The organism is Paenibacillus sp. PK3_47 (genome assembly GCF_023520895.1).
In the GTDB taxonomy this organism is placed as follows: domain Bacteria; phylum Bacillota; class Bacilli; order Paenibacillales; family Paenibacillaceae; genus Paenibacillus_AQ.
The window spans coordinates 5,033,767-5,055,563 of the sequence record NZ_CP026029.1 but is presented as its reverse complement, the minus strand read 5'-3'; the positions used below and the strand labels follow the sequence as shown (position 1 = coordinate 5,055,563).

Sequence of the window (21,797 nt, the reverse complement as noted above, 5' to 3'; positions counted from 1 at the left end):
ATAAGCTTGCCTGAGAAGCATTAAACGGCCTCATAGCCGTTTGATGCTTCTTTTTATTGGACAAGCCACATCAGATCTCATTGTAAAGCTCTCTGTACTGGTTGTAATAATAAATTACGCGCTGGACATAATGACGGGTCTCGCCAAACGGAATATCCTTCACAGCAGACTCCGTACCATCCCAGTCCCCGTCCTTTATCCAGCTCGTCACTTTGCCGGGACCGGCATTATAAGCAGCTATGACAGCGGTACGGTTGCCTGCAAACTGACGGTCCAGCCAGGACAAATACCATGTTCCAAGCTCAATATTGGCAGAGGGCTCTGCTTTCAGCTCGTCCAGTGAAACATCGGGAAGCTTGGCCTGCTCAAGCGCCCACTTTGCTGTATCCGGCATCAGCTGCATGAGACCAAGTGCGCCCTTCTTCGATTCCTGGCCGGTCTTGAAATTCGTCTCCACACGGATAATGGCTGCGACCAGGAACGGGTCAGTTTCATAAGTGGTGCTGTGCTCGCGGATCTCTTCTTTAAAATGGATCGGATAAAACCAGGACATCCAGTTCGTACCTAAAAATAAAACAGCGGTGAAGCCGATAAATAACAGAAGCAGCACTCTCTTTTTACGCAGCCAACTCATAATAAGCCCAGCCTGTCCCACAATGATGCAACCTGCTGCTCAGTATGGGCAAGATCACCGCTGTTATCAATGACATAATCAGCCCTGCTGCGTTTCTCTTCAATATCCATCTGGGCATTAAGCCGCCCCTCCGCCTGTTCACGGGACAGCCCGTTACGTTCCATCAGGCGGGTTAGCTGGACCTCCCGGGGAACGTAGACGACCGTAACTCTTTCAAAAAGACTTTCCAGCTGTGACTCGTACAAAAGAGGGATATCCACGATAACGAGTCCCTGCGGATTTTGGGATTCCCATGTATACATCTGATCTTTGATTTCCTTGCGGATCGCCGGATGTGTCAGATCATTCAGCTTCTGGCGCGCTCCGGGATCACGGAACACAATCTCTCCCAGCCTGGCCCGGTCCAGGGTACCGTCACCCTGCAAAATCCCGCTGCCAAACGCCTGCACGGCTGCAGCCAGCACCGGATGCCCCGGGAGCATGACTTCCCTCGCGATGACATCGGCGTCGACCAGCCGTGCTCCTTTACCCGCAAACAGTGCGGATACCGTGCTTTTTCCGGAAGCAATGCCTCCGGTTAAGCCCATAATCATGTACTCACCTCATAACAGCTTCATTATTCCCATTGCAATCAGTAATAACGCAGGCAGCAGACCGGCATGCTTCATCCAATAGTTGCCCGACAGTTTCAGCCCGGTTTTCATCCCCAGCAGCAAAAAAGTACCACTGAACAGCGCGATCATCAGCGACGTTGATACAGGACTGAATCCAAGCAGCGCAGCTCCAAGGCCGGCGCCAAAGGCATCCAGCGACAAGGCAATCCCCAGCAGCATGGCTTCCATGGAAGAGATACTGCCCGAGGCATCCATATCTGCTGAAGACGGGGTCCGGAGAATTTGGATAACAACTCCCAGATGCCGCAGTTCAAGCGAGAACACTTCCGATTTGGGCACCGCTGCAGCGCCAGCATGGTCATTCACCAGTGCTCCGTCGTTAAAAGCGGCAATTCCTGCGGCCTCGCCCTCTTCAGCTGCCTCCTCCTCTTTTCCCTGTGTTTCCTCTGAATCCTGCCCTTTCTCCTTTTGCATCAGCATCTGGATCAGGGACCAGCAGCCCATCAGAACCAGGATCACTGCCCCGATGACGGAGGCGGCATCAGGCGATACCACATTCGCCAGCAGCACACCTACCTGCATAGAGACACAAATGACTATCCCCGAACACAGCGAGATAATCATAATTGAAAGCAATGGTATTTTCATTTTGCGCAATCCATATGTAATGCCTACACCAAAACCGTCCAAACTAAGGGCAAAAGCCAGCAGCAGCAGCGAAAACAAAGGGCTGATCACCCGCAATCCCTCCCGTGAAGTACCGGCAGCCCGGCGGATAACCGCCATAGCTCCGGTTGCAATTTTCAGCATTCTTCACACAGTATATGGGCTGTACGGGCTGTGGGTGCCTGCTATATCTTCTTTCAGGACGGACAGGTCTGGTGCAGGACATCAGTTGAACAATTACTCCATCCAAAACAAACGTCTTATTTTAACACAACGGACAAGGGCTGACAGCTTGGACAGATATGCGTTCCTCTGCCGCCGACGACACTTTTCTCAATCAGGGTACCACAGGTGCTGCAGGGCTGGTCTTTGCGGCCGTAAATGCGGTGCTGCTGCTGATAGTTCCCGCTTTCTCCCTGGCCGTTAACATAGGATTTCACGGAAGAACCGCCGGCGTTCACCGCTTCCGTTAAAGTGGTGACGATAGCATGATGCAGCTTGACCAGCTGTTCTTCTGTCAGCGACCGTGCGCTTACTTCCGGATGAATGCCTGCACGGTGCAGAGCCTCATCCACATAAATATTGCCGATACCGACCACATATTCCTGATTGAGCAGCAGCGGCTTGATTTTGGTATTCCTGTTCGCCACAATCCGGCTGAACCGTTCCACCGTAAATGAAGGGTCAAGCGGCTCATCGCCGAGCTTGTTCAGCGGCTTAAGCAGTAAATCCTCACCCGGCTGGAATAAATGCATCGTGCCGAATTGGCGCACATCCGTGTAGCGAAGTTCTGTGCCGTCCGTGAAATGAAAAATAACATGTGTATGCTTGTCCAGCGGATCTTCCTGCTGGTACAGACCATAGCGGCCTTCCATCCGCAAATGGGAAACCATGACCAGTCCGTCCAGGACAAAGCGTAAAAATTTGCCCCGGCGCTCCACAGTTTCGATGACATGGCCAGCCAGCATATGGGCAAATGCCTGCGTGTCATCCGGACGCTGGATGATACGCGGCAGTCTTACGGTAACACTCTCTATCTGCTTGCCTGTAATTAATTCATTAAGTGTTCTTCTGACTGTTTCTACTTCCGGTAATTCCGGCATTATGGCTCACCTCTCCTCCATTATACCGGATATGTCCATGCTTGGGGGAGTCTATTTCGCCTCGTACCAGTTGCTGCCATAACTTACCTCTGCCTTAAGCGGGACAGAAAGCTTCAGTGCTCCGGCCATAACCTCAGGCAGCAGCTTCTTCATCAGTTCCAGCTCCTCCTCAGGCACTTCGAATACAAGCTCATCGTGTACCTGCAGCAGCATGCGGCTCTTCAGTCCGCGCTCGTACAGCGCCTTGTCCATGTGAACCATAGCGAGCTTGATAATATCTGCAGCCGTTCCCTGGATCGGAGTATTCATTGCAGTACGTTCGGCAAAAGAGCGCAGATTAAAGTTCTTGGCATTAATCTCCGGCAGATAGCGGCGGCGTTCCAGCAGGGTGGTTACATAGCCCTGTTCGCGTGCTTCCACTACGATCTCTTCCATATAGCGGCGGACACCCTGGAACACTTCGAAATACTGTTCAATAAACTGGGACGCTTCCTTACGCGTAATATTAAGATTCTGCGAAAGTCCATAATCGCTGATGCCGTATACGATCCCGAAGTTAACCGCCTTGGCGGAACGGCGCATGTTGCTGTCCACCTGATCGGCTGTTACGCCAAATACATCCATGGCTGTCTTCGTGTGAATATCCAGATCCTCTACGAAGGCTTCCTTCATCCGCTCATCACCGGAAATATGGGCGAGTACGCGCAGCTCAATCTGCGAGTAGTCGGCAGAAAGGATCGACCAGCCGGGTTCTGACGGGACGAACACTTTACGGATTTTGCGGCCTTCCTCCAGACGGATCGGAATGTTCTGCAGATTCGGGAACTGGCTGCTCAGCCGTCCGGTTGCGGCAATCGTCTGCCGGTAGAACGTATGCACCTTGCCGGTTTCCTCAGAGACTTCTTTAAGCAGACCTTCCACATAAGTAGACTGCAGCTTGGCAATCGTTCTGTACTGCAGGATCAGGCGCACCACATCATGATAAGGAGCAAGCTTCTCCAGCACCTCGGCATCCGTTGAATAACCGGTCTTTGTCTTTTTGACGACAGGAAGACCCAATTTCACAAACAGGATTTCTCCAAGCTGCTTCGGCGAATTGAGATTAAACTCTGTCCCGCAAATCTTATAAATTTCGCTAACCAGGCTGGCGATTTGTGCCTCAAATTCCTTGCCCAGATCAATCAGGTCCTGCTTGTTGACAGCAATCCCCTGTTTCTCCATATCCGCCAGGATCCGTGACAACGGCATTTCAAGGTCATCGAACAGTCCAGTCATCCGGGTATCCGCCAACGCCTCCCGCTGCGCTTCAACAATTCCCAGCACGGTGGCGCTTTTACGGGCTACATGCTGGCCCAGGACGTCCAGCTCCGGTATTTTATATTTAGCCCCTTTGCCGAACACCTCTTCATCGGGGGACAGTCGCGGCAGTCCATATTTGGCAGTAAGGTCGTTCAGATTCTGATTCGCTTCCGTCGGATCCAGCAGATAGGCCGCCAGCTGCACATCATTGGCCGCCCCGGCAAAAGAGATGCCCTGCCAGTGCAAGGCCAGATCCGCCCGGTGCAGGTCATAGCCGCTTTTCGGCGCCTTCTCGTCTCCCAGCCAGGCCCGCAGCGGCTCTGCCGCAGGACTTGCCAGCAGCTCAAACGGCACGTAATAGTGACGTTCCGGCGAAGACAAGCCCAGTCCGATCACTTCCGACCTGTGCGGATTCTCGCCGCTTGATTCCACATGCAGCGCCAAAATCCGTGGAAGCTCAGCGTTCAGCGCTTCCAGCTCCTTCTCACCGACAATTGTAATATCCAGCACAGCCGCCTCAGCAGCCTGAGCGGCAGCTTCCCCCTCTGTGGCAGGAGCATACGCGCTTAATGACAGGCGTTCCAGCAGCGATTTAAATTCCAGCTTGGCTAGTGCCGGCCCGGCAGTGTCGCTCTTGATTCCGCTGAAGGTCATATCTTCCCAGGAATGCTCCAGCGGAACTTCGCGGAAAATCGTCGCCAGCTTTTTACTCATGATTGCGCTGTCCGCGTGTTCTTCCAGCTTTTCCTTCATTTTGCCCTTCAGCTCACCGGTTCCGGCAAGTACGCCTTCCACCGAACCGAACTGATGCAGCAGCTTGAGCGCAGTCTTCTCACCGACACCGGGAACACCCGGAATGTTATCGCTGGCATCGCCCATCAGGCCTTTGAGATCGATAATCTGCTCAGGTGTAAGATCGTATTTCTCACGGATCTGCTGCGGGCCATAGAGCTCGACTTCGGTCACACCTTTGCGGACAAGCGCTACAGTTGTGTGCTCTGACGCCAGCTGCAGCATATCCTTGTCTCCGGACACAATGATTACCTGCCGGCCCTCTTCATCCGCCTGGCGCGAAATGCTGCCGATAATATCATCTGCTTCATAGCCGGCGATTTCAAATTGCGGCACCCCGAGATTACGCAGCAGATCCTTCAGAAGCGGAAACTGCTCTGATAACTCTGGAGGTGTCTTTTGGCGCCCGCCTTTATAATCTTCATACCCTTCATGTCTAAAAGTAATCTTGCCTGCATCAAAAGCTACAATAATATGGCTCGGTTTATGCTCTTCCAGCAGCCGCAGCAGCATCGTTGTGAATCCGTATACAGCGTTTGTCTGCTGTCCGGCCGTATTGGTGAGCGGCGGCATCGCAAAAAACGCGCGGTAAATAATATTATTTCCATCTATAAGTATCAACTTGTCCACTCTAGCACCTCACCTTATCTCACATACTTTTTACATTTTAACATATGCCCTGCACAAAACAGAACCAAAGCACCCCGAAAGCCGCTATTTCTGCGTTTTATGTAGGATTTCCAAAGTCCGTTCTCCTTAAAACTGCTCTATCTTTGTTAAAATAAAAACAGCAAACCCTCCTGTATAGAGAGCTTGCTGTTATGGTCATGACATTATTGGTTCAGATCCGGACGTTTGCCTGTAACCAGATAAACTACGCTTTCCCCGATGTTGGTCGCATGGTCAGCGATCCGCTCAATATAGCGGCCGACCAGCGTCAGCAGCATGGCCTGGTTAAGGGATTCCGGCTTTTCAACCATATAGGTATACAGCTCATTAATCGTAGCGCTGTAGAGATGATCCACCTGGTCGTCATCCTGTGCCATTTTGTAGGCCAGATCCGTATTCTCATCCAGATAGGACTGGATCGCCTCCGTAATCATTCCGGACACAATTTCAGCCATACGCGGAATGTCCACCAGCGGTTTGATCAGCTGTTGTCCCTGGATGCGCATCGTTACCTTTGCCACATCCAGCGCCAAATCACCCATCCGCTCCAAATCACTGGAAATTTTGAAGGCTACAATAATTCTGCGTAGGTCTTTGGCAACCGGCTGCTGGGTAATAATTAACCGTGAACCGATCTCCATGATTTTGTCTTCCATCGCATTCAGCCGTAGATCAGCTTTGACGATTTCTTGTGCACGAACGGTATCAAGCGTCTGCAAGGCCACGATTGCTCCATCCAGGGCATCAATGACATGCTCCCCCATTTGCTCCAGCAGGCTGCGCAGCTCTTCCAGGTCTTTATCAAATTCTTTTCTGCGAATCATATTAAAAGCGTTCCTCCTCAAAGCGTATCGTCAGCTTGTTATTTCCTACTACGGGATTCTTTGCGGTTTAGCCGAAACGGCCGGAAATATAATCTTCAGTACGGGAATCTCTCGGGTTCGAGAATAACTGCTCTGTATCTGCCGCCTCCACGATCACACCGTTCAGGAAGAACACGGTACGGCCGGACACCCGGGCAGCCTGGTGCATATTATGGGTAACCATTACAATTGTGTACTTGCTTCTAAGCTCCTGTACCAGTTCCTCAATCTTAAGTGTGGATACAGGGTCAAGCGCAGAGGTCGCTTCGTCCATCAGCAGGATATCCGGCTGTACAGCAAGTGCTCTGGCAATACAGAGGCGCTGCTGCTGTCCTCCGGACAGGCTTAGGGCCGATTTCTTCAGGAAGTCCTTGACTTCCTCCCAAAGCGCGGATTGGCGCAGGCTCTGCTCTACAATCTCGTCAAGCTGGGCTTTTGCACGGATACCGTGCAGGCGGGGACCATAAGCGACATTGTCATAAATTGACTTTGGAAAAGGATTCGGCTGCTGGAATACCATTCCGACCTGCTTGCGCAGGCTCTCCACCTCTACCTCGTCGCTGTAAATATTTTTGCCGCCGATGTTAACCTTACCTTCAATTCTGGTTCCGGGGATCATGTCGTTCATCCGGTTGAGTGTGCGCAGTAATGTGGACTTTCCGCATCCGGAGGGACCGATAAAGGCAGTCACCTGTTTCTCAGGGATCTGCAGATCAACGCTCTTCAGTGCGTGGAATGACTCATAGTAGAGATCTAGTTTCTCTATGTCAATGATGGATTTCATTAGTTTTAGTAGTCTCCTTCTCATCATCTTCGTTCCAATGATAAGCTTATAGTGTAAATACAGTTGAAGAGAATTGTAAACGCAGTGTAAAATCAAACCTGACATCTGGGGTGAACAACTCCACAGTCCCGTTATTCCTCTGCTTCTCCGCCCATTTCCTGCAGCTTGCCTTTCACTTCAACGGCCTGATCCGCACTTTGGCGTGCCAGACGGTAAGCCGTCTCTCCAGCCTTCTCGACAGTAGTCACGGCAGTCTGCAGGCTGGCGAACAAGGTTCCGGCTTCTTGCACATCTCCGGCGCTTCCGCCAAGCTCTTGCACTCCGGCTGAAGCCAGTTCCGCCGCCTTGCCCGCGAGTGTGCCAATATGGTCCAGGAGAGCCGTAATATTCTCCGATAACTGCCGCGTCTGCAAAGCCAGAGACCTCACTTCGCCGGCCACAACCTGAAATCCCCTGCCATGCTCACCGGCATGTGCCGCCTCGATGGAGGCATTCATGGCCAGAAGCCCGCTCTTACCGGCGATGCCGCTGATTTCACGGGTTAGCGCCGATATATCGGCTACGTCCTTCAGCAGTTCTTCCACCTGGGCCTGCTGGGCCCGCATCCGTTCATCCACCTTAATATAGGATGCCTGAACATCAATCAGTTTACCCGAACCTGCCCCGATCCATTTCTCCATTCTCCGGCATTCTTCCCGGGATCTTTCGGCGGCTTCAGCAGCAAGCTGCAGCGACCTTCCCATATCCGATACATGGCTGTGGCTTTCGGACACTGCCCGCCGGCGTTCATTTTCAGCCTCTGCCTGCAGCTGTCCTGACATGATCATCAGATTCTTTACAGTAAGAATGCCTGCAAAACGGCCGGCATCAGCGATGACTACACTGTCATAAAACCGCCCGCCATCCCGCTGCAGCGCCCTGCTGATCAGTTCATCGGGTCTGCTGCCAAGCTCTGCAATCAGAGGAGCATGGTCTGCAAAAACCAGCGCAGGCCTGGCGTAAAATAACTCTGCAGCATAACGGCCGGCAAGCACACGGTAAAATGCGTCACGCATCAGCAGTCCCGTAAAACGCTGCTCCTCATCAATCAATACTATGCAGGGGATATCCTCATTCATTCTAAATACGGTTAACACTTCACTGCAGGCCACATCCATGTGCATAGCCGGAACTTCCGAGCAATAATCGGCTATCACAATCTCAGACCTGCTGCCCCCTGCTTCCTGTAACGGTAAATTGTTTTCAGTCCGGGGAGCAGAGATGTTCTTTTTAAAATCTGTTATCTCTTCCGCCCCTGTTGATAGTTCCCCTGTCTCTCTAACCAACTCCAGCACTGACAAGCTAGCACCCCCGTGATCGTCATTTCATCATTCCTAGTAGCATAGCAACTATTTGTAAAGACGATGTTAAAAAGAATTTAACGTTACGTGAAGGAAATATAAAAAAAAGAACACCGTCATTCAAATGACAGGCGCTCTTTTTTTGTTGACAACCAGTTTGTAGCCTACACCGCGTATTGAATCAATGTGGACGGATTCCGGATCCAGCTCCAGTTTCTTGCGCAGAGAGCTGACATGTACATCCACCGTACGCTGTCCACCGATATAATCAAACCCCCATACTGCATTCATCAGATCATCACGTGTCAGAACCACGCCTGGTTTACGTGCCAGATAGAGCAGCACCTCAAATTCCTTGGGACGCAGATTGATACTGTGACCGCCCAGTGACACCTCGTAACGCTCCGGATAAATCTCCAGCTGTCCCAGAATAATGGTAGAGGAGGCTACGGCGATTTCAGGCTGGGCTTCCTCAGCAATTCCGGATATACGGCGGAGTACGGCACTTACCCGTGCCAGCAATTCCGACACGCCGAACGGTTTGGTAATGTAATCGTCAGCCCCGGATTTCAGGCCGCGCACGACATCTTCTTCCGCATTTTTGGCGGTCAGAACGATAACAGGCGTGCGTATGCCTTGTCCTCGCAGCTTGTCCAGGATATCAATTCCGTTCATTCCCGGCAGCATCAGATCCAGTACGATCAGGTCAAAAGGTTCTCTAGTCGCACGGTCATATCCTGCCGTCCCATGATCTTCAACCGTTACTTCATAGCCTTCCTGCGTCAAGTTATAGGACAACAGCCGCGCCAGTGTCGGTTCATCTTCAATGACAAGCAATCGTTGTGCCATAGTTTCCCCCGTCTTCATATGTTTTTAAATTTACAAAACGACTACCATGCCCATCATATCACCGTAATGTTAACTTAGTGTAAAACTTTATTCCTGATCTCTATTTTAACTTATTTCAAATGAATAGTATTTTCTGATCACCATTCCGGCAAATCCGCGGCCTATTCTTCATGCTCCTGAAGCAGCGGCAGCTCCAGAATAAATGAGCTTCCGATGCCCAGATCACTCTCCACCGTAATGGAGCCGCGGTGCAGTTCGACGAGATGTTTTACGATAGACAGGCCCAGTCCCGTTCCGCCGGAGCTTCTCGATCTGGCCTTATCCACCCGGTAGAACCGTTCGAAGATCCGCGGAAGGTCTTTGCGGGGAATCCCCATCCCGGTATCACTGACAGTAAAGACGACGGTTTCCGTCCCGTCCGCCTTGTGGCTGTTGGCAGCAGTAACCCTGACACTTCCCCCGTCATGGGTATAATTAATCGCATTGGAGAGGAGGTTCATAAAGATCTGGCGCAGCTTGTCCTCGTCCCCTTCCACGAACAGTTCTTCAGGCACTTCGGCGCTCAGTGAAATCTTCTTTTTCTCCGCTACCTTGCTGAGTGTGCCCATAACGGAATCCAGGAATTCCACCAGATGAACCGGTGAGCAGTCGAGCTGCACGCGTTTGGATTCGATTTTGGATAATTCCAGAATGTCCCCGATCAGCCGGTTCAGCCGCTCATTCTCATCGTATATAATCTGCAGAAAAGACCGCGCGGTCTTCTCGTCCGTAACTCCGCCGCCAAGCAGCGTCTCGGCAAAGCCTTTGACGGCAGCAACCGGCGTTTTCAGCTCATGCGATACATTGGCTACAAATTCACTGCGCATCCGCTCCAGGCGGCGGATTTCCGTCACTTCCTGCAGCAGGAACAGCATGCCCCGGTACGACCCGTCCTGCATCATCGGAACACCGTCTAGCCGCACAATCCGTTCTGCCGGATTATAGATAATCCGCTCTTCATGGATCGGCTCCATGCGCGATACACCCTCGTCAATCAGCCGCGTCAGTTCATAGTGATGCTTAAGCTCCTTATAGGAAAGACCTGTCATCTCACTGTTCTTCACATCCAGCAGGCGTTCAGAAGCCCTGTTGAGAAGCGCAATCTCGCCTTCCGCATTAATCATCACAATGCCTCCGGTCATATTGTCGAGGACGCTCTGCAGCAAATCTTCATTGTCCCGGATCGTCTTGAGCTGGGCCTGCAGGCTGTCAGCCATCGCATTGATCGCTTTGGCAAGCTGTCCGACCTCATCCTTGCGCTGGATCGGCACTCTTGCATCATAATCCAGATCGGTAATCCGCCGGGCCACCCGGGTAATCTGCTCCAGCGGGGAAGTCATGCTCTGGGCCACTTTATAACTGACAAAGGTTGCCGCAATGAACAGGAACACCAGCCCGCCGGCCATAATCATCCAGGCCCGGTTCAGCCCCTCCGAGATGGCATTCAGCTCCATAGACAGACGGATATAGCCGTCAAATCCATTCCCCGAATTTACGGCGCCTGCTACATAAAGCATTTGTGTGTCCAGGGTATCGCTGTAGCGGATCGCCCGGCCGACCCCTTCTTTTGCTGCTATAATCTCTTCCTCACGGTTAGAGTGATTGTCCATTTCGAGCGGATTTTTCTCCGAATCTCCAATAACCACTCCTTCTCTGGTAATGAAAGTGACCCGTGAATTCGTCAGCTCAGCGATACGTTTAGCGTGCTCGGTATAATAGCTGACCGCCTCCGGGCTGTCCATTTCAATAAACTGAAAAGTGCCGGAGAGCAATTTTATTTCCCGGGACATGTTCTCTTCCAGAGCGGAAATATGGGAATCCTTAAAGAGCTTGGCCATCGTAATGCCCGCCCCCAGCATGGAAATTCCAATCAGGACGATCAATATGATAGTAAGACGGATGCGAAACGGTTTCATCTGCTGTAATCCTCTTCCTTGTCATTATGTCTTTGAGAACATCCTACCCCCATTTGCGGCAAAATACCAGATCTTCAGCGAATTATCAACGCAGTGTAAACTTTAAGACCACCGGCATTGCAGCAAAAAAAGAAGCCGGCTCTGTAACAGCCGCCGGCTTCCTGCAGGTTCGATCCGTTATTTAAATACCGGCTCCTTGAACTGGGCCAGCTTGGCAGCAGAATCCTTCTCCACATCCGCATGCAGGCTGTTGCCGTGCGAATCCATCGTAACAATGGCTGCAAAGCCGTCCACCTGGAGATGCCACATGGCCTCCGGAATGCCGAACTCCATGAAATCAACAGCATTAACCTTCTTGATGCATTCTGCGTAATACTGTGCTGCTCCCCCGATGGCGTTCAGATAGACCCCGCCATGCTCCTGCAGCGCCTTCAGCGTCTTCGGCCCCATTCCGCCCTTGCCGATAACGGCACGGATCCCGAACTTCTTGATGATATCCCCCTGATAAGGCTCCTCCCGGATGCTGGTAGTGGGTCCTGCAGCCTTCACATGCCAGCCTTCATCGTCTTTCAGCATGACAGGCCCGCAGTGGTAAATAACAGCGCCGTTCAAATCCACCGGCGTATCATGGTCCATCAGGTATTTATGAAGAGCGTCGCGTCCTGTGTGCATCTCGCCGGAGAGGATCACGACATCGCCTACTCGGAGGCTGCGGATATCCTCCTCACTGATTGGAGTCGTAAGACGGACCTCACGTGAGCCGCCTTCAGCTGCTTGCGCACCCGCTGCAGCTTGTGAAGAAGCCGCAATGGCCGGCGCTGCCGGGATTAGTGCATCCTCTGTCACCACACCAGCTTGAAGCAAACCGGTCTTCGCTGCTGCGGCTACCGGCTCCTGTCCGCTACCATCCTCGACAGACACGCCTGTACCACTCTCATACAGCCACTCCTTGATCCGGCCTGTTGCGGGATCAATCATGACTCCCTGCCGGCGGAATGCCCAGCAGTTATAAGCTACGGAGACGAAGAAGCTGGCCGGCAGCCGGTTCATTACACCCACTTTACAGCCCAGCAGCGTTACTTCGCCGCCAAAGCCCATCGTTCCAATGCCCAGCTTGTTCGCATTATCCATAATGTAATCTTCCAGCTTGGCCAGATCCCCGTTCGGGTTCACATCATCAACCTTGCGGAACAGCTGCTTCTTGGCCAGCTCATAACCTGTTGTCCGGTCCCCGCCGATGCCGACACCGATAAAGCCTGCGCTGCAGCCCTGGCCCTGTGCCTGATATACGGCGTGCAAAATACATTTGCGGATGCCGTCCAGGTCACGTCCCGCTTTGCCCAATCCTTCCAGCTCTGCCGGAAGGCTGTACTGTATATTTTTGTTCTCGCAGCCGCCGCCTTTCAGAATAAGCCGGACGTCCACGCCTTCCTCTTCCCACTGTTCAAAATGAATCACCGGCGTGCCCAGGCCAAGATTATCCCCGCTGTTCTCCCCGGTAAGCGAATCGACGGAATTCGGCCGCAGCTTCCCGTTTTTGGTGGCACGGACAATAGCGCTGTGAATATCCTTTTTCATCTCAAGCTGGTTAACGCCTACAGGGGTATGAATGATAAAGGTAGGCATCCCCGTATCCTGACAGATCGGCGACACTTGAAGCTCGGCCATGCCGATATTCTGCGCAATGGTGGTTAAAGCCAGCCCGGAGCGGGTCGCCCGGTCTTCCAGCGCCCGTCCTTTGGCTACTGCACGGCGCACATCGCCGGGTAAATTCGTGGAGGTCTCTACAATCAGATCATAAACGCTGTCTTCAAAATGCTGCATCTTCATTCAGGGCTCCTCTCCATCAGTTCCAGGTTGTCTAAACTCTGTTACAATTAGTTATTATAATATCACAATAAACAGCGCATGAAAGGGGTTACTTAAAAATTGAATTACCATTTCTCTGCCTATTTGTACCGTCTGCAATATATTCAACGCTGGAGTCTGATGCGGAGCACGGCCCCGGAGAATGTTGCACAGCATTCTTTTCAGGTCGCTGCCCTGTCACATATGCTGTGTTCGATCGGCAACGTTCATTTCGGCCGTTCGCTTAATGCCGACCGTGCGGTCGTAATGGCGCTGTTCCACGACGCTACCGAAGTGTTCACCGGCGACATCGCCACTCCTGTGAAGCACAACAATCCGCGCCTGCTGTCCAGCTTCCGCGATATGGAGCGGGTCGCCGCTGAACGGCTCACGGCAATGATGCCGCCGGAGCTGGGCGCCGTCTACGCTCCGCTGCTTCTGCCGCAAGACAGCCCTGAAGGCTCCGAAGATGCCGGGCTGCTGGTCTATGTCAAAGCTGCGGACAGACTTGACGCCTACCTCAAATGCCTCTGGGAAGTCGCCGCAGGGAACAGGGAATTTGCCGCCGCTAAAGAGCAGACCCTGGCCACACTGCAGGAAATGAAGCTTGCGGAAATTGACTATTTCCTCACTCATATGGCCCCAAGCTTTGAGCTGTCGCTGGATGAGCTGTCTGAAGGAACGAAGCGTGAACAGTAACTCCTCCTCCGGGATCAGACCAGGATATCCCAATCCTTAAAGACCGGCTGCAGGCCTTTTTGATACAGCATGTCCGTAATCTCCTGCACCGAGCGGTTATCGGATATTTCGAACTGCGGCGTTCCGCCTTCCATGGTATGTCCGCCAACCTCGGTAGACACGCCTGCCGACATCTTGGTGATGCCCAGATGGACAAGCTGATCGCGCAGGGCAGGCGCCTCCCGGGTAGATAACGAAATCCCGGCCCGGGGCAGGAACAGCCGGTAAGCCAAAATAATCTGTACCAGCGCACGGTCGGTTACATCACTCTCCGGATTGAACTGCCCCAAGTACGGACGGAACCGGGGAATGGAGAGGCCGATTTCGCAATCGGGATACTTGTCCTGCAGATAGCGGGCATGGACCGCCGTCATAAAGGCTTCCTGGCGCCAGTCATACATACCCAGCAGGGCGCCGATGTTAACGGAGCGGAAGCCTGCCTGACAGCCGCGTTCCGGTGCATCCAGGCGGTTGCGGTATACTCTTTTCGGCCCCTTCACATGCAGTTTGCTGTATGTATCCTGATGATACACCTCCTGGTACAAGGTCAAGCCATCTACACCAGCCTGTACAAGCTCCTTATATTCTGCAGTAGAGAGCGGGTTCACCTCAATACTGACCGAGGCAAAATATTCGCGGAGAACCTCTGCACATTCCTTAACGTAAGCTGCCGGGCTTTCCTTTCGCGATTCTCCCGTAAGAATCAGAAGATGACGCAAGCCTGTTGCAGCGATAATTTCCGCTTCCTTCCGGACCTCTTCAATCGTCAGCTTTTTGCGCGGAAAATCATAAATGGAGCTGAAGCTGCAGTACGTGCAGTGGTTCACACAAAAATCAGCCAGATACATCGGGGTGAATAACTGCATGACGTGGCCAAAGTGGCTGCGGGTCAGCCTCTGTGCCTTTTGCGCCATCTCCTCCAGATAAGGCTCTGCTGCCGGTGATAACAAGGCCAGCAGAGCTTCTTCATCAAGTTGCTCAGCCTGGACAGCCCTTCTTACATCAGCAGAAGTATACTGCTTCAGTAACCCGTCAAAAGGCAATTGTGTAAGCCGGGCCAGTGTATCATAAAAGCTCATTATTCCCCCGCCCTTCTTCAATAATCTGCTTCATCCCAGGAATCCTGTTAACGGCGAAGAAGCTGAGGCACCTTCCTCCACAGGACCCAGACCAGCCAGATAAGCCCTGCGTCCTGCAGATACCGCCTCACGAAAAGCTTCAGCCATCCCCAGCGGATCCCGTGCAGTAGCAATGGCTGTGTTCAGCAGCACCGCAGCGGCACCCATCTCCATCGCCTCTGCCGCCTCCGACGGTCTGCCTATGCCCGCATCGACAATAACCGGAAGATCCACCTCCGCGATAAGAATCCGCACAAGCTCCCTGGTCTTTAAGCCGCGGTTTGATCCGATGGGTGCACCCAGCGGCATTACCGCTGCGGCCCCTGCAGCCTTAAGGCGGAGGGCAGCGGACAGATCAGGGCTCATATAGGGCAGAACCACAAACCCCTCCGCAGCCAATATCTCTGTAGCCCGGATCGTCTCCATATTGTCCGGCAGCAAATATTTCTGATCATTAATGACTTCAATCTTCACCCAGTTGCCGAGTCCTGCCGCCCTGGCAAGCCTGGCGATCCGCACGGCTTCTTCCGCGGTGCGGGCCCCTGAAGTGTTGGGAAGCAGCGTCATATGCTCCGGAATATGGCTGATGATATTGTCGTTACTCTGCGGATCAACCCGGCGCAGGGCAACAGTGATGACCTGTGATCCCGAGCGGGCAATCACTTCAGGAATAAGGGTGTTCCGGCTGTATTTGCCGGTCCCGATGAACAGTCTGCTGGATAAAGTAACGCCGCCTATAATTAATGGGTCTTGCACATGCATGTTATCGCCTCCTGAGAATAGTTGGATTAACCCCCGCCGACAAAATGTACAAGCTCTATACGGTCACCTTCGTTAAGCTGTGTATCTCCATAAATATCCCTGCCGACAATTTCACCGTTCAGCTCCACAAGAATCAGCCTTCCTTCCCACTCCGGCCTGCCAAGCAGATCGGCTACAGTTCTGCAGCTGTCTTCTATGTCAGCCGTTTTACCGTTAATGATCAGGTTCATGCCTACTCACCTCCTTTGCCGGTATGCCATCTTAGTCGCTGGCCGTTGTCTGCGGCCCACCGGTATGCCCGGCCGGCAGCGGCAGGATCTGCCGCGCTGCCTATACCGGACATTACGGCAATTCCTGCCGCGCCCTCCTGCAGAATCTCTCCGGCATTATCCGGCCGGATTCCGCCGACCGCAATCAGCGGAATGCTGCTGCTGCTGACGGCTTCGCGCAGCTGGCGCAGCCCGCGTGCAGCCTGCCCGGGCTTGCAGGCTGAAGGGAATACATGCCCGTACAGGCAGTAATCTGCGCCCTCAAGTCCCGCCTCTGCGGCTTCAGCGGGAGAATGCACCGATACGCCTATCCGCAGGCCCGGAGCGGCAGCACGCGCCGCAGCTGGCCGCAGGCTGTGCCAGGCCAGCTGGACCCCGCCCGCACCTGCTGCCAGTGCCACATCTATCCGGTCATTGATGACCAGTTTGCCGGCAGGAACCCCCGTCCTGATTAGCCCCTCCGCCAGCGCGAACAAATCCCGTGCAGACATTGATTTTTCGCGTAAGTGAATGTAATCCGTCAGCGGGTGAACTGCTGAAGCGATTTCAATTAACCGGGCTGCTTCCATTTTCCCGTCCGATATCCAGTGTATCTCTGCCAACTTCCAGCCCTCCTTACGGACAAACATTATCAGGCACCTGAACGCAAAAAGACCGCCCCCGTCAGGAGGCAGTCTGGAATATACAGAGACAATGAGCCTGTGATAAGCTCTGCTGCAGTATTCTTGTCCACTTCCCTCCGCTGGTATAAACCAGATCAGGTTCAAAGGGTCCGGACATTGCGTCCGTCTCAGCCTTGCGGCACCCCTAGTGAATAACATTATGCTGTTGCTGTTAACGCTTCATATACTAACATAATATTCCTGACAGGGCTATCTTTTTATGATGCGGGACGCTGGCGGCTAAGCAGGACCAAGTATCCAGCAGACGGCTTAGTTGCCCTTGGGGAATACCCCTTGTGGCTAAACTCGTCCGGGGATACCAGCTGACCATAAACCTTATGTCCGCTTAGCGTAAACGGGCCATTGTACTCGAAAAAACGAGTACATTGGGTAGCTGCGAACAGGCACGTGGTCATTGTACTCCAAAAAACGAGTACATTGGGTAGCTGCGAGCAGGCACGTGGTTGTTGTACTCGAAAAAACGAGTACAATTGGGCCGCTGGGAGCAGTTACGTGCCCTTTGTACTCGAAAAAACGAGTACATTGGGCTGCTGTGAGCGGATACGTGCCCTTTGTACTCGAAAAAACGAGTACATTGGGCTGCTGTGAAGAGAAGGCCTTCGTCACTTTGCAATAGCATATCTATTTTCAGCTGATACAGAACCGCTTGTCTCTGTAAACTTTTCCAGTTTGCGGTTGAATTCCATCACTCCATATGCCTAAAGCCATAAATAATATAGCAGACCTCAGGGGTCCGCTATTTCCAAGCCGTTGAGAAAGTCTCGACAACCTTATGTATGTGATTTGATTTCATATGACACCGCATTAACGATTGCCGGCTCCAACCATCACCTCACGCGCACCAGAACCTATTAATGACTTGGAAAGGCTAACGCTAACGGACCCTAGATCCGTTATTTTGCGCTAGAGGTGTGTTTTGAAATCCTAACGGACTCTGGATCCGTTATTTCATCCGCAAGGGCTTAATTTACCCCTCATTTAGCAGAATAAAGGAACGACGGTCCGTTAGCGATGGAAACGGGGTGAATTTCAGTAAATAACGGACGCAGTGTCCGTTAGCGTGTGAAAGAGGACGACGTGGCAGTGAACGGATGCAGCGTACGTTAGCGTGCGAAAGAGATTGAGGCAGTTAATGGATGCAGTGTCCGTTAACGTGCGAAAGAGAACGAGGCAGTTAACGAACGCAGTCCGTTAGCGTGTGAAAGAGGACGTGGCAGTGAACGGGACGGATGCAGCGTACGATAGTGCGAAAGAGATTGAGGCAGTTAATGGATCCAGTGTCCGTTAACGTGCGAAAGAGAACGAGGCAGTTAACGAACGCAGTCCGTTAGCGTGTGAAAGAGGACGTGGCAGTTAACGGGACGGACGCAGCTTCCGTTAGCGCGCGAAAGAAGACGAGGCAGTGAACGGGACGGATGCAGCTTCCGTTAGCGCGCGAAAGAAGACGAGGCAGTGAACGGGACGGATGCAGCGTACGCAGACATGGAAACACAGCAAAGAAATCCAAGACCATTAAAAGAGTTCGATTTCTCAACACTCTGAAAAGAGCGGACCCCAAGGGTCCGCTCTCTATCGTTACCAGGCTTAACAGCCGGCTGTTAACCGTTAATAATCTCGCCGCCGTTCACGTGGATAACCTGACCGCTGACATAGGATGAATCATCAGAAGCCAGATAGACATAGGCAGGTGCCAGCTCTTCCGGCTGTCCCGGACGTTTCATCGGCTGGGTTGCACCAAATTCGCTGACCTTCTCCGCATCAAAAGTGGACGGGATCAGCGGTGTCCAGATTGGACCCGGCGCTACCGCATTGACGCGGATGCCCTTCTCAGCCAGATTCATCGACAGAGCGCGCGTAAAGCTGAGAATCGCACCTTTGGTGGACGAATAGTCCAGCAGCTGCGGGCTGCCGCGGTAAGCGGTAATAGACGTCGTGTTGATGATGGTAGAACCTTTTTTCAGATGCGGCATTGCCGCTTTGGTCAAATAGAACATGGAGAAAATATTCGTACGGAATGTCCGCTCTAGCTGTTCGGAGGTAATATCCTCGATCTTATCCTGCGGATGCTGCTCAGCCGCATTGTTGATCAGGATGTCCAGCTTGCCGAGGCCTTCCACGGTTTTGTTAATCAAGTCCTGGCAGAATGCTTCTACACCAATATCCCCGGGGATCAGGATGCATTTGCGCCCTTCCTGCTCCACCTGGCGTTTCGTCTCCTCTGCATCAGAATGCTCGTCCAGATAAGAAATGACGACATCTGCGCCCTCTTTGGCAAAATAAACGGCGACAGCCCGTCCGATTCCGCTGTCTCCTCCTGTAATCAGCGCTGCTTTTCCCAGGAGCTTGCCTGCTGCTTTATAGGTAGAAGATTCATACTCGGGCAGCGGGTGCATCTGGCTCTCGATTCCGGGCTGACGCTCCTGTTCCTGGGGAGGCAGTGTTTTTTGGGATTCTTTGTTGTCTGGCATTGTTCCATTCTCCTTTCGCTGTGCGTGGTAGTCACTCATCGTATTAGGATGGCTCATGGTTCATGGTTTATGCGTTGACATCTTGTCAAGACCGTAATTAACGGTACGTTATGTTACTTACCACACTTAGGGTCCGCTCAAACTAAAATTTAGTCGTTAATATCACAGATGCTCTATATAATTTTAGATATACGTATCCGGAATTTATGCAAAGGGGGAATCGCGCAGATATGCCCAAAAATACACGGAGCATTATCGTTGCCGTTAAAGGCATCATCATTAATCAGGGGAAAATACTGATTGTCCAGCGGGCCTCAGGCGATTCCATCGGGGCTGGAACCTGGGAATGTGCGGGCGGAAAAATAGACTTCGGGGAAGGGCTGGAAACCGCGCTGGCGAGAGAAATCCTGGAGGAGACCGGGCTTGCAGTCACTGTAGACAGACTTTTATATGCTTCATCTTTTTTGACGGATCCGGCAAGGCAGGTGGTCATCCTCACTTATTTATGCAGAAGCGATGAATATGCGGTCAGTCTGTCTGAAGAGCACTCTGACTACCAGTGGTGCACCAAGCTTGAACTGCGGCAAATGCTGCCTGGAGGCATTCTGGCGGATTTTGAGCAGAGCAGGGTTTTTGAGCTGGAGGAGCTGCTGTAGGTGCATTAATGTTAAAAACAGCCGGCAGCGGACAAAGAAGAGCCCGTTCTCCACTATGGAGACGGGCTCTCATCACACAATACGGGACATTATATAATATCGCTGTATACCATGAAAAATACCATCAGCACCAGCGCAACCATCAGCAGTGCGCTTAATGTCCGGATTTTGCCGGTCTCTGCGGATACGTCGCGGTTCTCACGCATTCCGGCTGCAGCCAGGCGAAGCGGCTTGCCGATAATGCCGCCCAGCGCAAACATGGCAAGCAGCAGCACTACTACAACGATCATCCAGGGTACAGAGTATTCCCCCTGCGACATCATGTAGCCGCCGGTCAGGAGCTGGATAACCAGCCCGTACTGGGCAAAACGGTTGAACCCGCCAATTGCATTAAGCGTACCTTCTCTGGCAGGTACAGACAGCTTCTCGACACGTCCCAGTACGAACGGCAGCACCAGATAGAACCCGAGTGCCAGCGTACCGATCATATGTAAGAAAAACAAAAAGTGACCCATAACATACCTCCTCCAATTGTACAGTGATATTAGTTACATACTATTATACCTAACAGGAAATGATAGTCAAAGCGGTATCATAAAAGCCCCCATTTTTACATCAAATGGGGGCTTGTTGCACGTCTCCAGGCTTAGAGCGATACCGAGGACGTTACTGCACGAACGGAGTCAGCCGATTTATCCAGCGCCGCCTTCTCTTCCTCCGTAAGCTCCAGCACATAGATCTTCTCAATGCCGTCTGCTCCCAGCAGTGCAGGAACGCCCATGAACAGATCGTCATAGCCGTATTCCCCTTCAAGCAGGGCAATCACCGGAATAATCCGTTTTTTATCTTTGAGGATCGCTTCAGTCATCTGTACCAGCGAGGCCGCCGGAGCATAATAAGCGCTGCCGTTGCCAAGCAGGCTTACAATCTCGCCGCCGCCTACGCGTGTACGCTGCACGATCTCGGCGATACGCTCTTCAGGAATCAGCGAAGCAATCGGAATGCCGCCGGCACTCGAATAACGGACAAGCGGAACCATGTCATCCCCGTGGCCGCCCAGAACAAAGCCGCGCACATCTTCCACAGATACGTTAAGCTCCTGGGCAATAAAGGTACAGTAACGTGCCGTATCCAGGACGCCGGATTGGCCGATGACCCGGTTCTTTGGAAATCCGAGCGTTTTGTAAGCTACATAAGTCATGGCATCCACCGGATTACTGAGAATAATAACGATGGATTCCGGGGCTACGCGGCTCACGTTTTCACATACCGATTTTACGACCAGGGCATTCGTGTTCACCAGATCATCGCGGCTCATGCCGGGCTTGCGCGCAATGCCTGCGGTGATGATGACAATATCCGAATCCGCAGCATCCTCATAATCCGAGGTTCCAATAATCCGGCTGTCGAATTTTTGCACAGGACCGGCTTCCAGCATATCGAGCGCTTTGCCTTTGGTAGGATTCTCAAGCTGCGGAATATCGAGCAGCACAACATCTCCAAGCTCTTTTTGGGCAAGCATAAGCGCCGTGGTAGCACCGGTAAAGCCGGCACCCACGACAGTGATTTTATAACGTCTGATGGCCAAAGGGGGACCTCCTAAATTTTTGATTAAATTTTAGACAAGGCCTTTCTCGCACAAAACGGGCCTCGGAAGCCTAAGCTTCCTGCAGCCCGAGTGTACTTG

At 52.5% G+C, this 21,797-nt stretch carries 20 protein-coding genes and 1 riboswitch; of the genes, 2 read left to right on the top strand and 18 right to left on the bottom strand.

The window, feature by feature from the left end; translation table 11 throughout:
• Positions 1-70: 70 nt before the first annotated feature.
• From C2I18_RS21945 to C2I18_RS21895, 11 genes are all read right to left on the bottom strand, one after another.
• Positions 71-634: a lytic transglycosylase domain-containing protein gene (locus C2I18_RS21945; protein ID WP_249897855.1), complete on the bottom strand. Its 564-nt coding sequence runs from the start codon at positions 632-634 to the stop codon at positions 71-73.
• The gene (coaE, locus tag C2I18_RS21940; RefSeq protein ID WP_249897854.1) at positions 631-1,227 is read right to left on the bottom strand and encodes a dephospho-CoA kinase; all 597 of its coding nucleotides are present in this window, start codon (positions 1,225-1,227) and stop codon (positions 631-633) included. The genes C2I18_RS21945 and coaE overlap by 4 nt, the downstream gene beginning before the upstream one ends.
• 9 nt (positions 1,228-1,236) lie before the next feature.
• On the bottom strand, positions 1,237-1,986 hold the full coding sequence (locus tag C2I18_RS21935) for a manganese efflux pump (protein WP_249902197.1): 750 nt from the start codon (positions 1,984-1,986) through the stop codon (positions 1,237-1,239).
• 188 nt (positions 1,987-2,174) lie between these two features.
• Positions 2,175-3,017, bottom strand: a complete 843-nt coding sequence (gene mutM, locus C2I18_RS21930; RefSeq protein WP_249897853.1) for a DNA-formamidopyrimidine glycosylase — start codon at positions 3,015-3,017, stop codon at positions 2,175-2,177.
• A gap of 51 nt (positions 3,018-3,068) precedes the next feature.
• Entirely contained in the window at positions 3,069-5,738 is a 2,670-nt protein-coding gene (polA, locus tag C2I18_RS21925; RefSeq protein ID WP_249897852.1) for a DNA polymerase I, read from the bottom strand.
• 203 nt (positions 5,739-5,941) lie between these two features.
• On the bottom strand, positions 5,942-6,601 hold the full coding sequence (gene phoU / locus C2I18_RS21920) for a phosphate signaling complex protein PhoU (protein ID WP_249897851.1): 660 nt from the start codon (positions 6,599-6,601) through the stop codon (positions 5,942-5,944).
• 67 nt (positions 6,602-6,668) lie between these two features.
• A complete protein-coding gene (pstB, locus tag C2I18_RS21915) occupies positions 6,669-7,424 on the bottom strand; it encodes a phosphate ABC transporter ATP-binding protein PstB (RefSeq protein ID WP_249897850.1) in 756 nt (251 codons plus the stop codon).
• A 131-nt stretch (positions 7,425-7,555) separates the two neighbouring features.
• Positions 7,556-8,620 (bottom strand): methyl-accepting chemotaxis protein, encoded by a 1,065-nt coding sequence (locus C2I18_RS21910; RefSeq protein ID WP_249897849.1) that lies wholly within the window; start codon positions 8,618-8,620, stop codon positions 7,556-7,558.
• Between the two features lie 264 nt (positions 8,621-8,884).
• Positions 8,885-9,613 (bottom strand): response regulator transcription factor, encoded by a 729-nt coding sequence (locus C2I18_RS21905; protein ID WP_249897848.1) that lies wholly within the window; start codon positions 9,611-9,613, stop codon positions 8,885-8,887.
• Positions 9,614-9,774: 161 nt separating this feature from the next.
• Complete coding sequence (pnpS, locus tag C2I18_RS21900; protein ID WP_249897847.1) at positions 9,775-11,568, bottom strand: two-component system histidine kinase PnpS; 1,794 nt, start codon at positions 11,566-11,568, stop codon at positions 9,775-9,777.
• A gap of 177 nt (positions 11,569-11,745) precedes the next feature.
• Positions 11,746-13,392, bottom strand: coding sequence for a fumarate hydratase (locus C2I18_RS21895; protein ID WP_249902196.1), 1,647 nt, complete (start codon positions 13,390-13,392; stop codon positions 11,746-11,748).
• 105 nt (positions 13,393-13,497) lie between these two features.
• Here C2I18_RS21895 and yfbR point away from each other — a divergent pair, with 105 nt between their 5' ends.
• Entirely contained in the window at positions 13,498-14,115 is a 618-nt protein-coding gene (yfbR, locus tag C2I18_RS21890) for a 5'-deoxynucleotidase (protein ID WP_249897846.1), read from the top strand.
• 14 nt (positions 14,116-14,129) lie between these two features.
• Here the strand turns inward: yfbR and thiH are convergent, their stop codons facing one another.
• From thiH to C2I18_RS21865, 5 genes are all read right to left on the bottom strand, one after another.
• Positions 14,130-15,233, bottom strand: a complete 1,104-nt coding sequence (gene thiH / locus C2I18_RS21885) for a 2-iminoacetate synthase ThiH (RefSeq protein ID WP_249897845.1) — start codon at positions 15,231-15,233, stop codon at positions 14,130-14,132.
• A 30-nt stretch (positions 15,234-15,263) separates the two neighbouring features.
• Complete coding sequence (locus C2I18_RS21880; RefSeq protein WP_275100994.1) at positions 15,264-16,028, bottom strand: thiazole synthase; 765 nt, start codon at positions 16,026-16,028, stop codon at positions 15,264-15,266.
• Between the two features lie 32 nt (positions 16,029-16,060).
• Positions 16,061-16,264 (bottom strand): sulfur carrier protein ThiS, encoded by a 204-nt coding sequence (gene thiS / locus C2I18_RS21875; RefSeq protein WP_249897843.1) that lies wholly within the window; start codon positions 16,262-16,264, stop codon positions 16,061-16,063.
• A 2-nt stretch (positions 16,265-16,266) separates the two neighbouring features.
• Positions 16,267-16,905 (bottom strand): thiamine phosphate synthase, encoded by a 639-nt coding sequence (locus tag C2I18_RS21870; RefSeq protein ID WP_249897841.1) that lies wholly within the window; start codon positions 16,903-16,905, stop codon positions 16,267-16,269.
• Positions 16,906-17,020: 115 nt separating this feature from the next.
• A riboswitch (TPP riboswitch) is annotated at positions 17,021-17,122 on the bottom strand.
• A gap of 1,462 nt (positions 17,123-18,584) precedes the next feature.
• A complete protein-coding gene (locus C2I18_RS21865; RefSeq protein ID WP_249897840.1) occupies positions 18,585-19,454 on the bottom strand; it encodes an SDR family oxidoreductase in 870 nt (289 codons plus the stop codon).
• Positions 19,455-19,684: 230 nt separating this feature from the next.
• Between C2I18_RS21865 and C2I18_RS21860 the strand changes: the two genes are divergently transcribed.
• Entirely contained in the window at positions 19,685-20,110 is a 426-nt protein-coding gene (locus C2I18_RS21860; protein WP_249897839.1) for an NUDIX hydrolase, read from the top strand.
• Positions 20,111-20,199: 89 nt separating this feature from the next.
• Here C2I18_RS21860 and C2I18_RS21855 read toward each other — a convergent pair whose 3' ends face one another.
• The gene (locus tag C2I18_RS21855) at positions 20,200-20,625 is read right to left on the bottom strand and encodes a hypothetical protein (protein WP_249897838.1); all 426 of its coding nucleotides are present in this window, start codon (positions 20,623-20,625) and stop codon (positions 20,200-20,202) included.
• 131 nt (positions 20,626-20,756) lie between these two features.
• Positions 20,757-21,698: a malate dehydrogenase gene (mdh, locus tag C2I18_RS21850; RefSeq protein ID WP_249897837.1), complete on the bottom strand. Its 942-nt coding sequence runs from the start codon at positions 21,696-21,698 to the stop codon at positions 20,757-20,759.
• Positions 21,699-21,797 lie beyond the last annotated feature (99 nt).

What these genes read in the sequence shown, in the direction of transcription:
- pnpS (WP_249897847.1), bottom strand. Translation starts at nt 11,568, where the DNA reads ATGAAACCGTTTCGCATCCGTCTTACTATCATATTGATCGTCCTGATT.
- C2I18_RS21945 (WP_249897855.1), bottom strand. Translation starts at nt 634, where the DNA reads ATGAGTTGGCTGCGTAAAAAGAGAGTGCTGCTTCTGTTATTTATCGGC.
- C2I18_RS21865 (WP_249897840.1), bottom strand. Translation starts at nt 19,454, where the DNA reads ATGCCAGACAACAAAGAATCCCAAAAAACACTGCCTCCCCAGGAACAG.
- pstB (WP_249897850.1), bottom strand. Translation starts at nt 7,424, where the DNA reads ATGAAATCCATCATTGACATAGAGAAACTAGATCTCTACTATGAGTCA.
- thiS (WP_249897843.1), bottom strand. Translation starts at nt 16,264, where the DNA reads ATGAACCTGATCATTAACGGTAAAACGGCTGACATAGAAGACAGCTGC.
- phoU (WP_249897851.1), bottom strand. Translation starts at nt 6,601, where the DNA reads ATGATTCGCAGAAAAGAATTTGATAAAGACCTGGAAGAGCTGCGCAGC.
- C2I18_RS21895 (WP_249902196.1), bottom strand. Translation starts at nt 13,392, where the DNA reads ATGCAGCATTTTGAAGACAGCGTTTATGATCTGATTGTAGAGACCTCC.
- thiH (WP_249897845.1), bottom strand. Translation starts at nt 15,233, where the DNA reads ATGAGCTTTTATGATACACTGGCCCGGCTTACACAATTGCCTTTTGAC.
- C2I18_RS21860 (WP_249897839.1), top strand. Translation starts at nt 19,685, where the DNA reads ATGCCCAAAAATACACGGAGCATTATCGTTGCCGTTAAAGGCATCATC.
- C2I18_RS21905 (WP_249897848.1), bottom strand. Translation starts at nt 9,613, where the DNA reads ATGGCACAACGATTGCTTGTCATTGAAGATGAACCGACACTGGCGCGG.
- mutM (WP_249897853.1), bottom strand. Translation starts at nt 3,017, where the DNA reads ATGCCGGAATTACCGGAAGTAGAAACAGTCAGAAGAACACTTAATGAA.
- coaE (WP_249897854.1), bottom strand. Translation starts at nt 1,227, where the DNA reads ATGATTATGGGCTTAACCGGAGGCATTGCTTCCGGAAAAAGCACGGTA.
- C2I18_RS21855 (WP_249897838.1), bottom strand. Translation starts at nt 20,625, where the DNA reads ATGGGTCACTTTTTGTTTTTCTTACATATGATCGGTACGCTGGCACTC.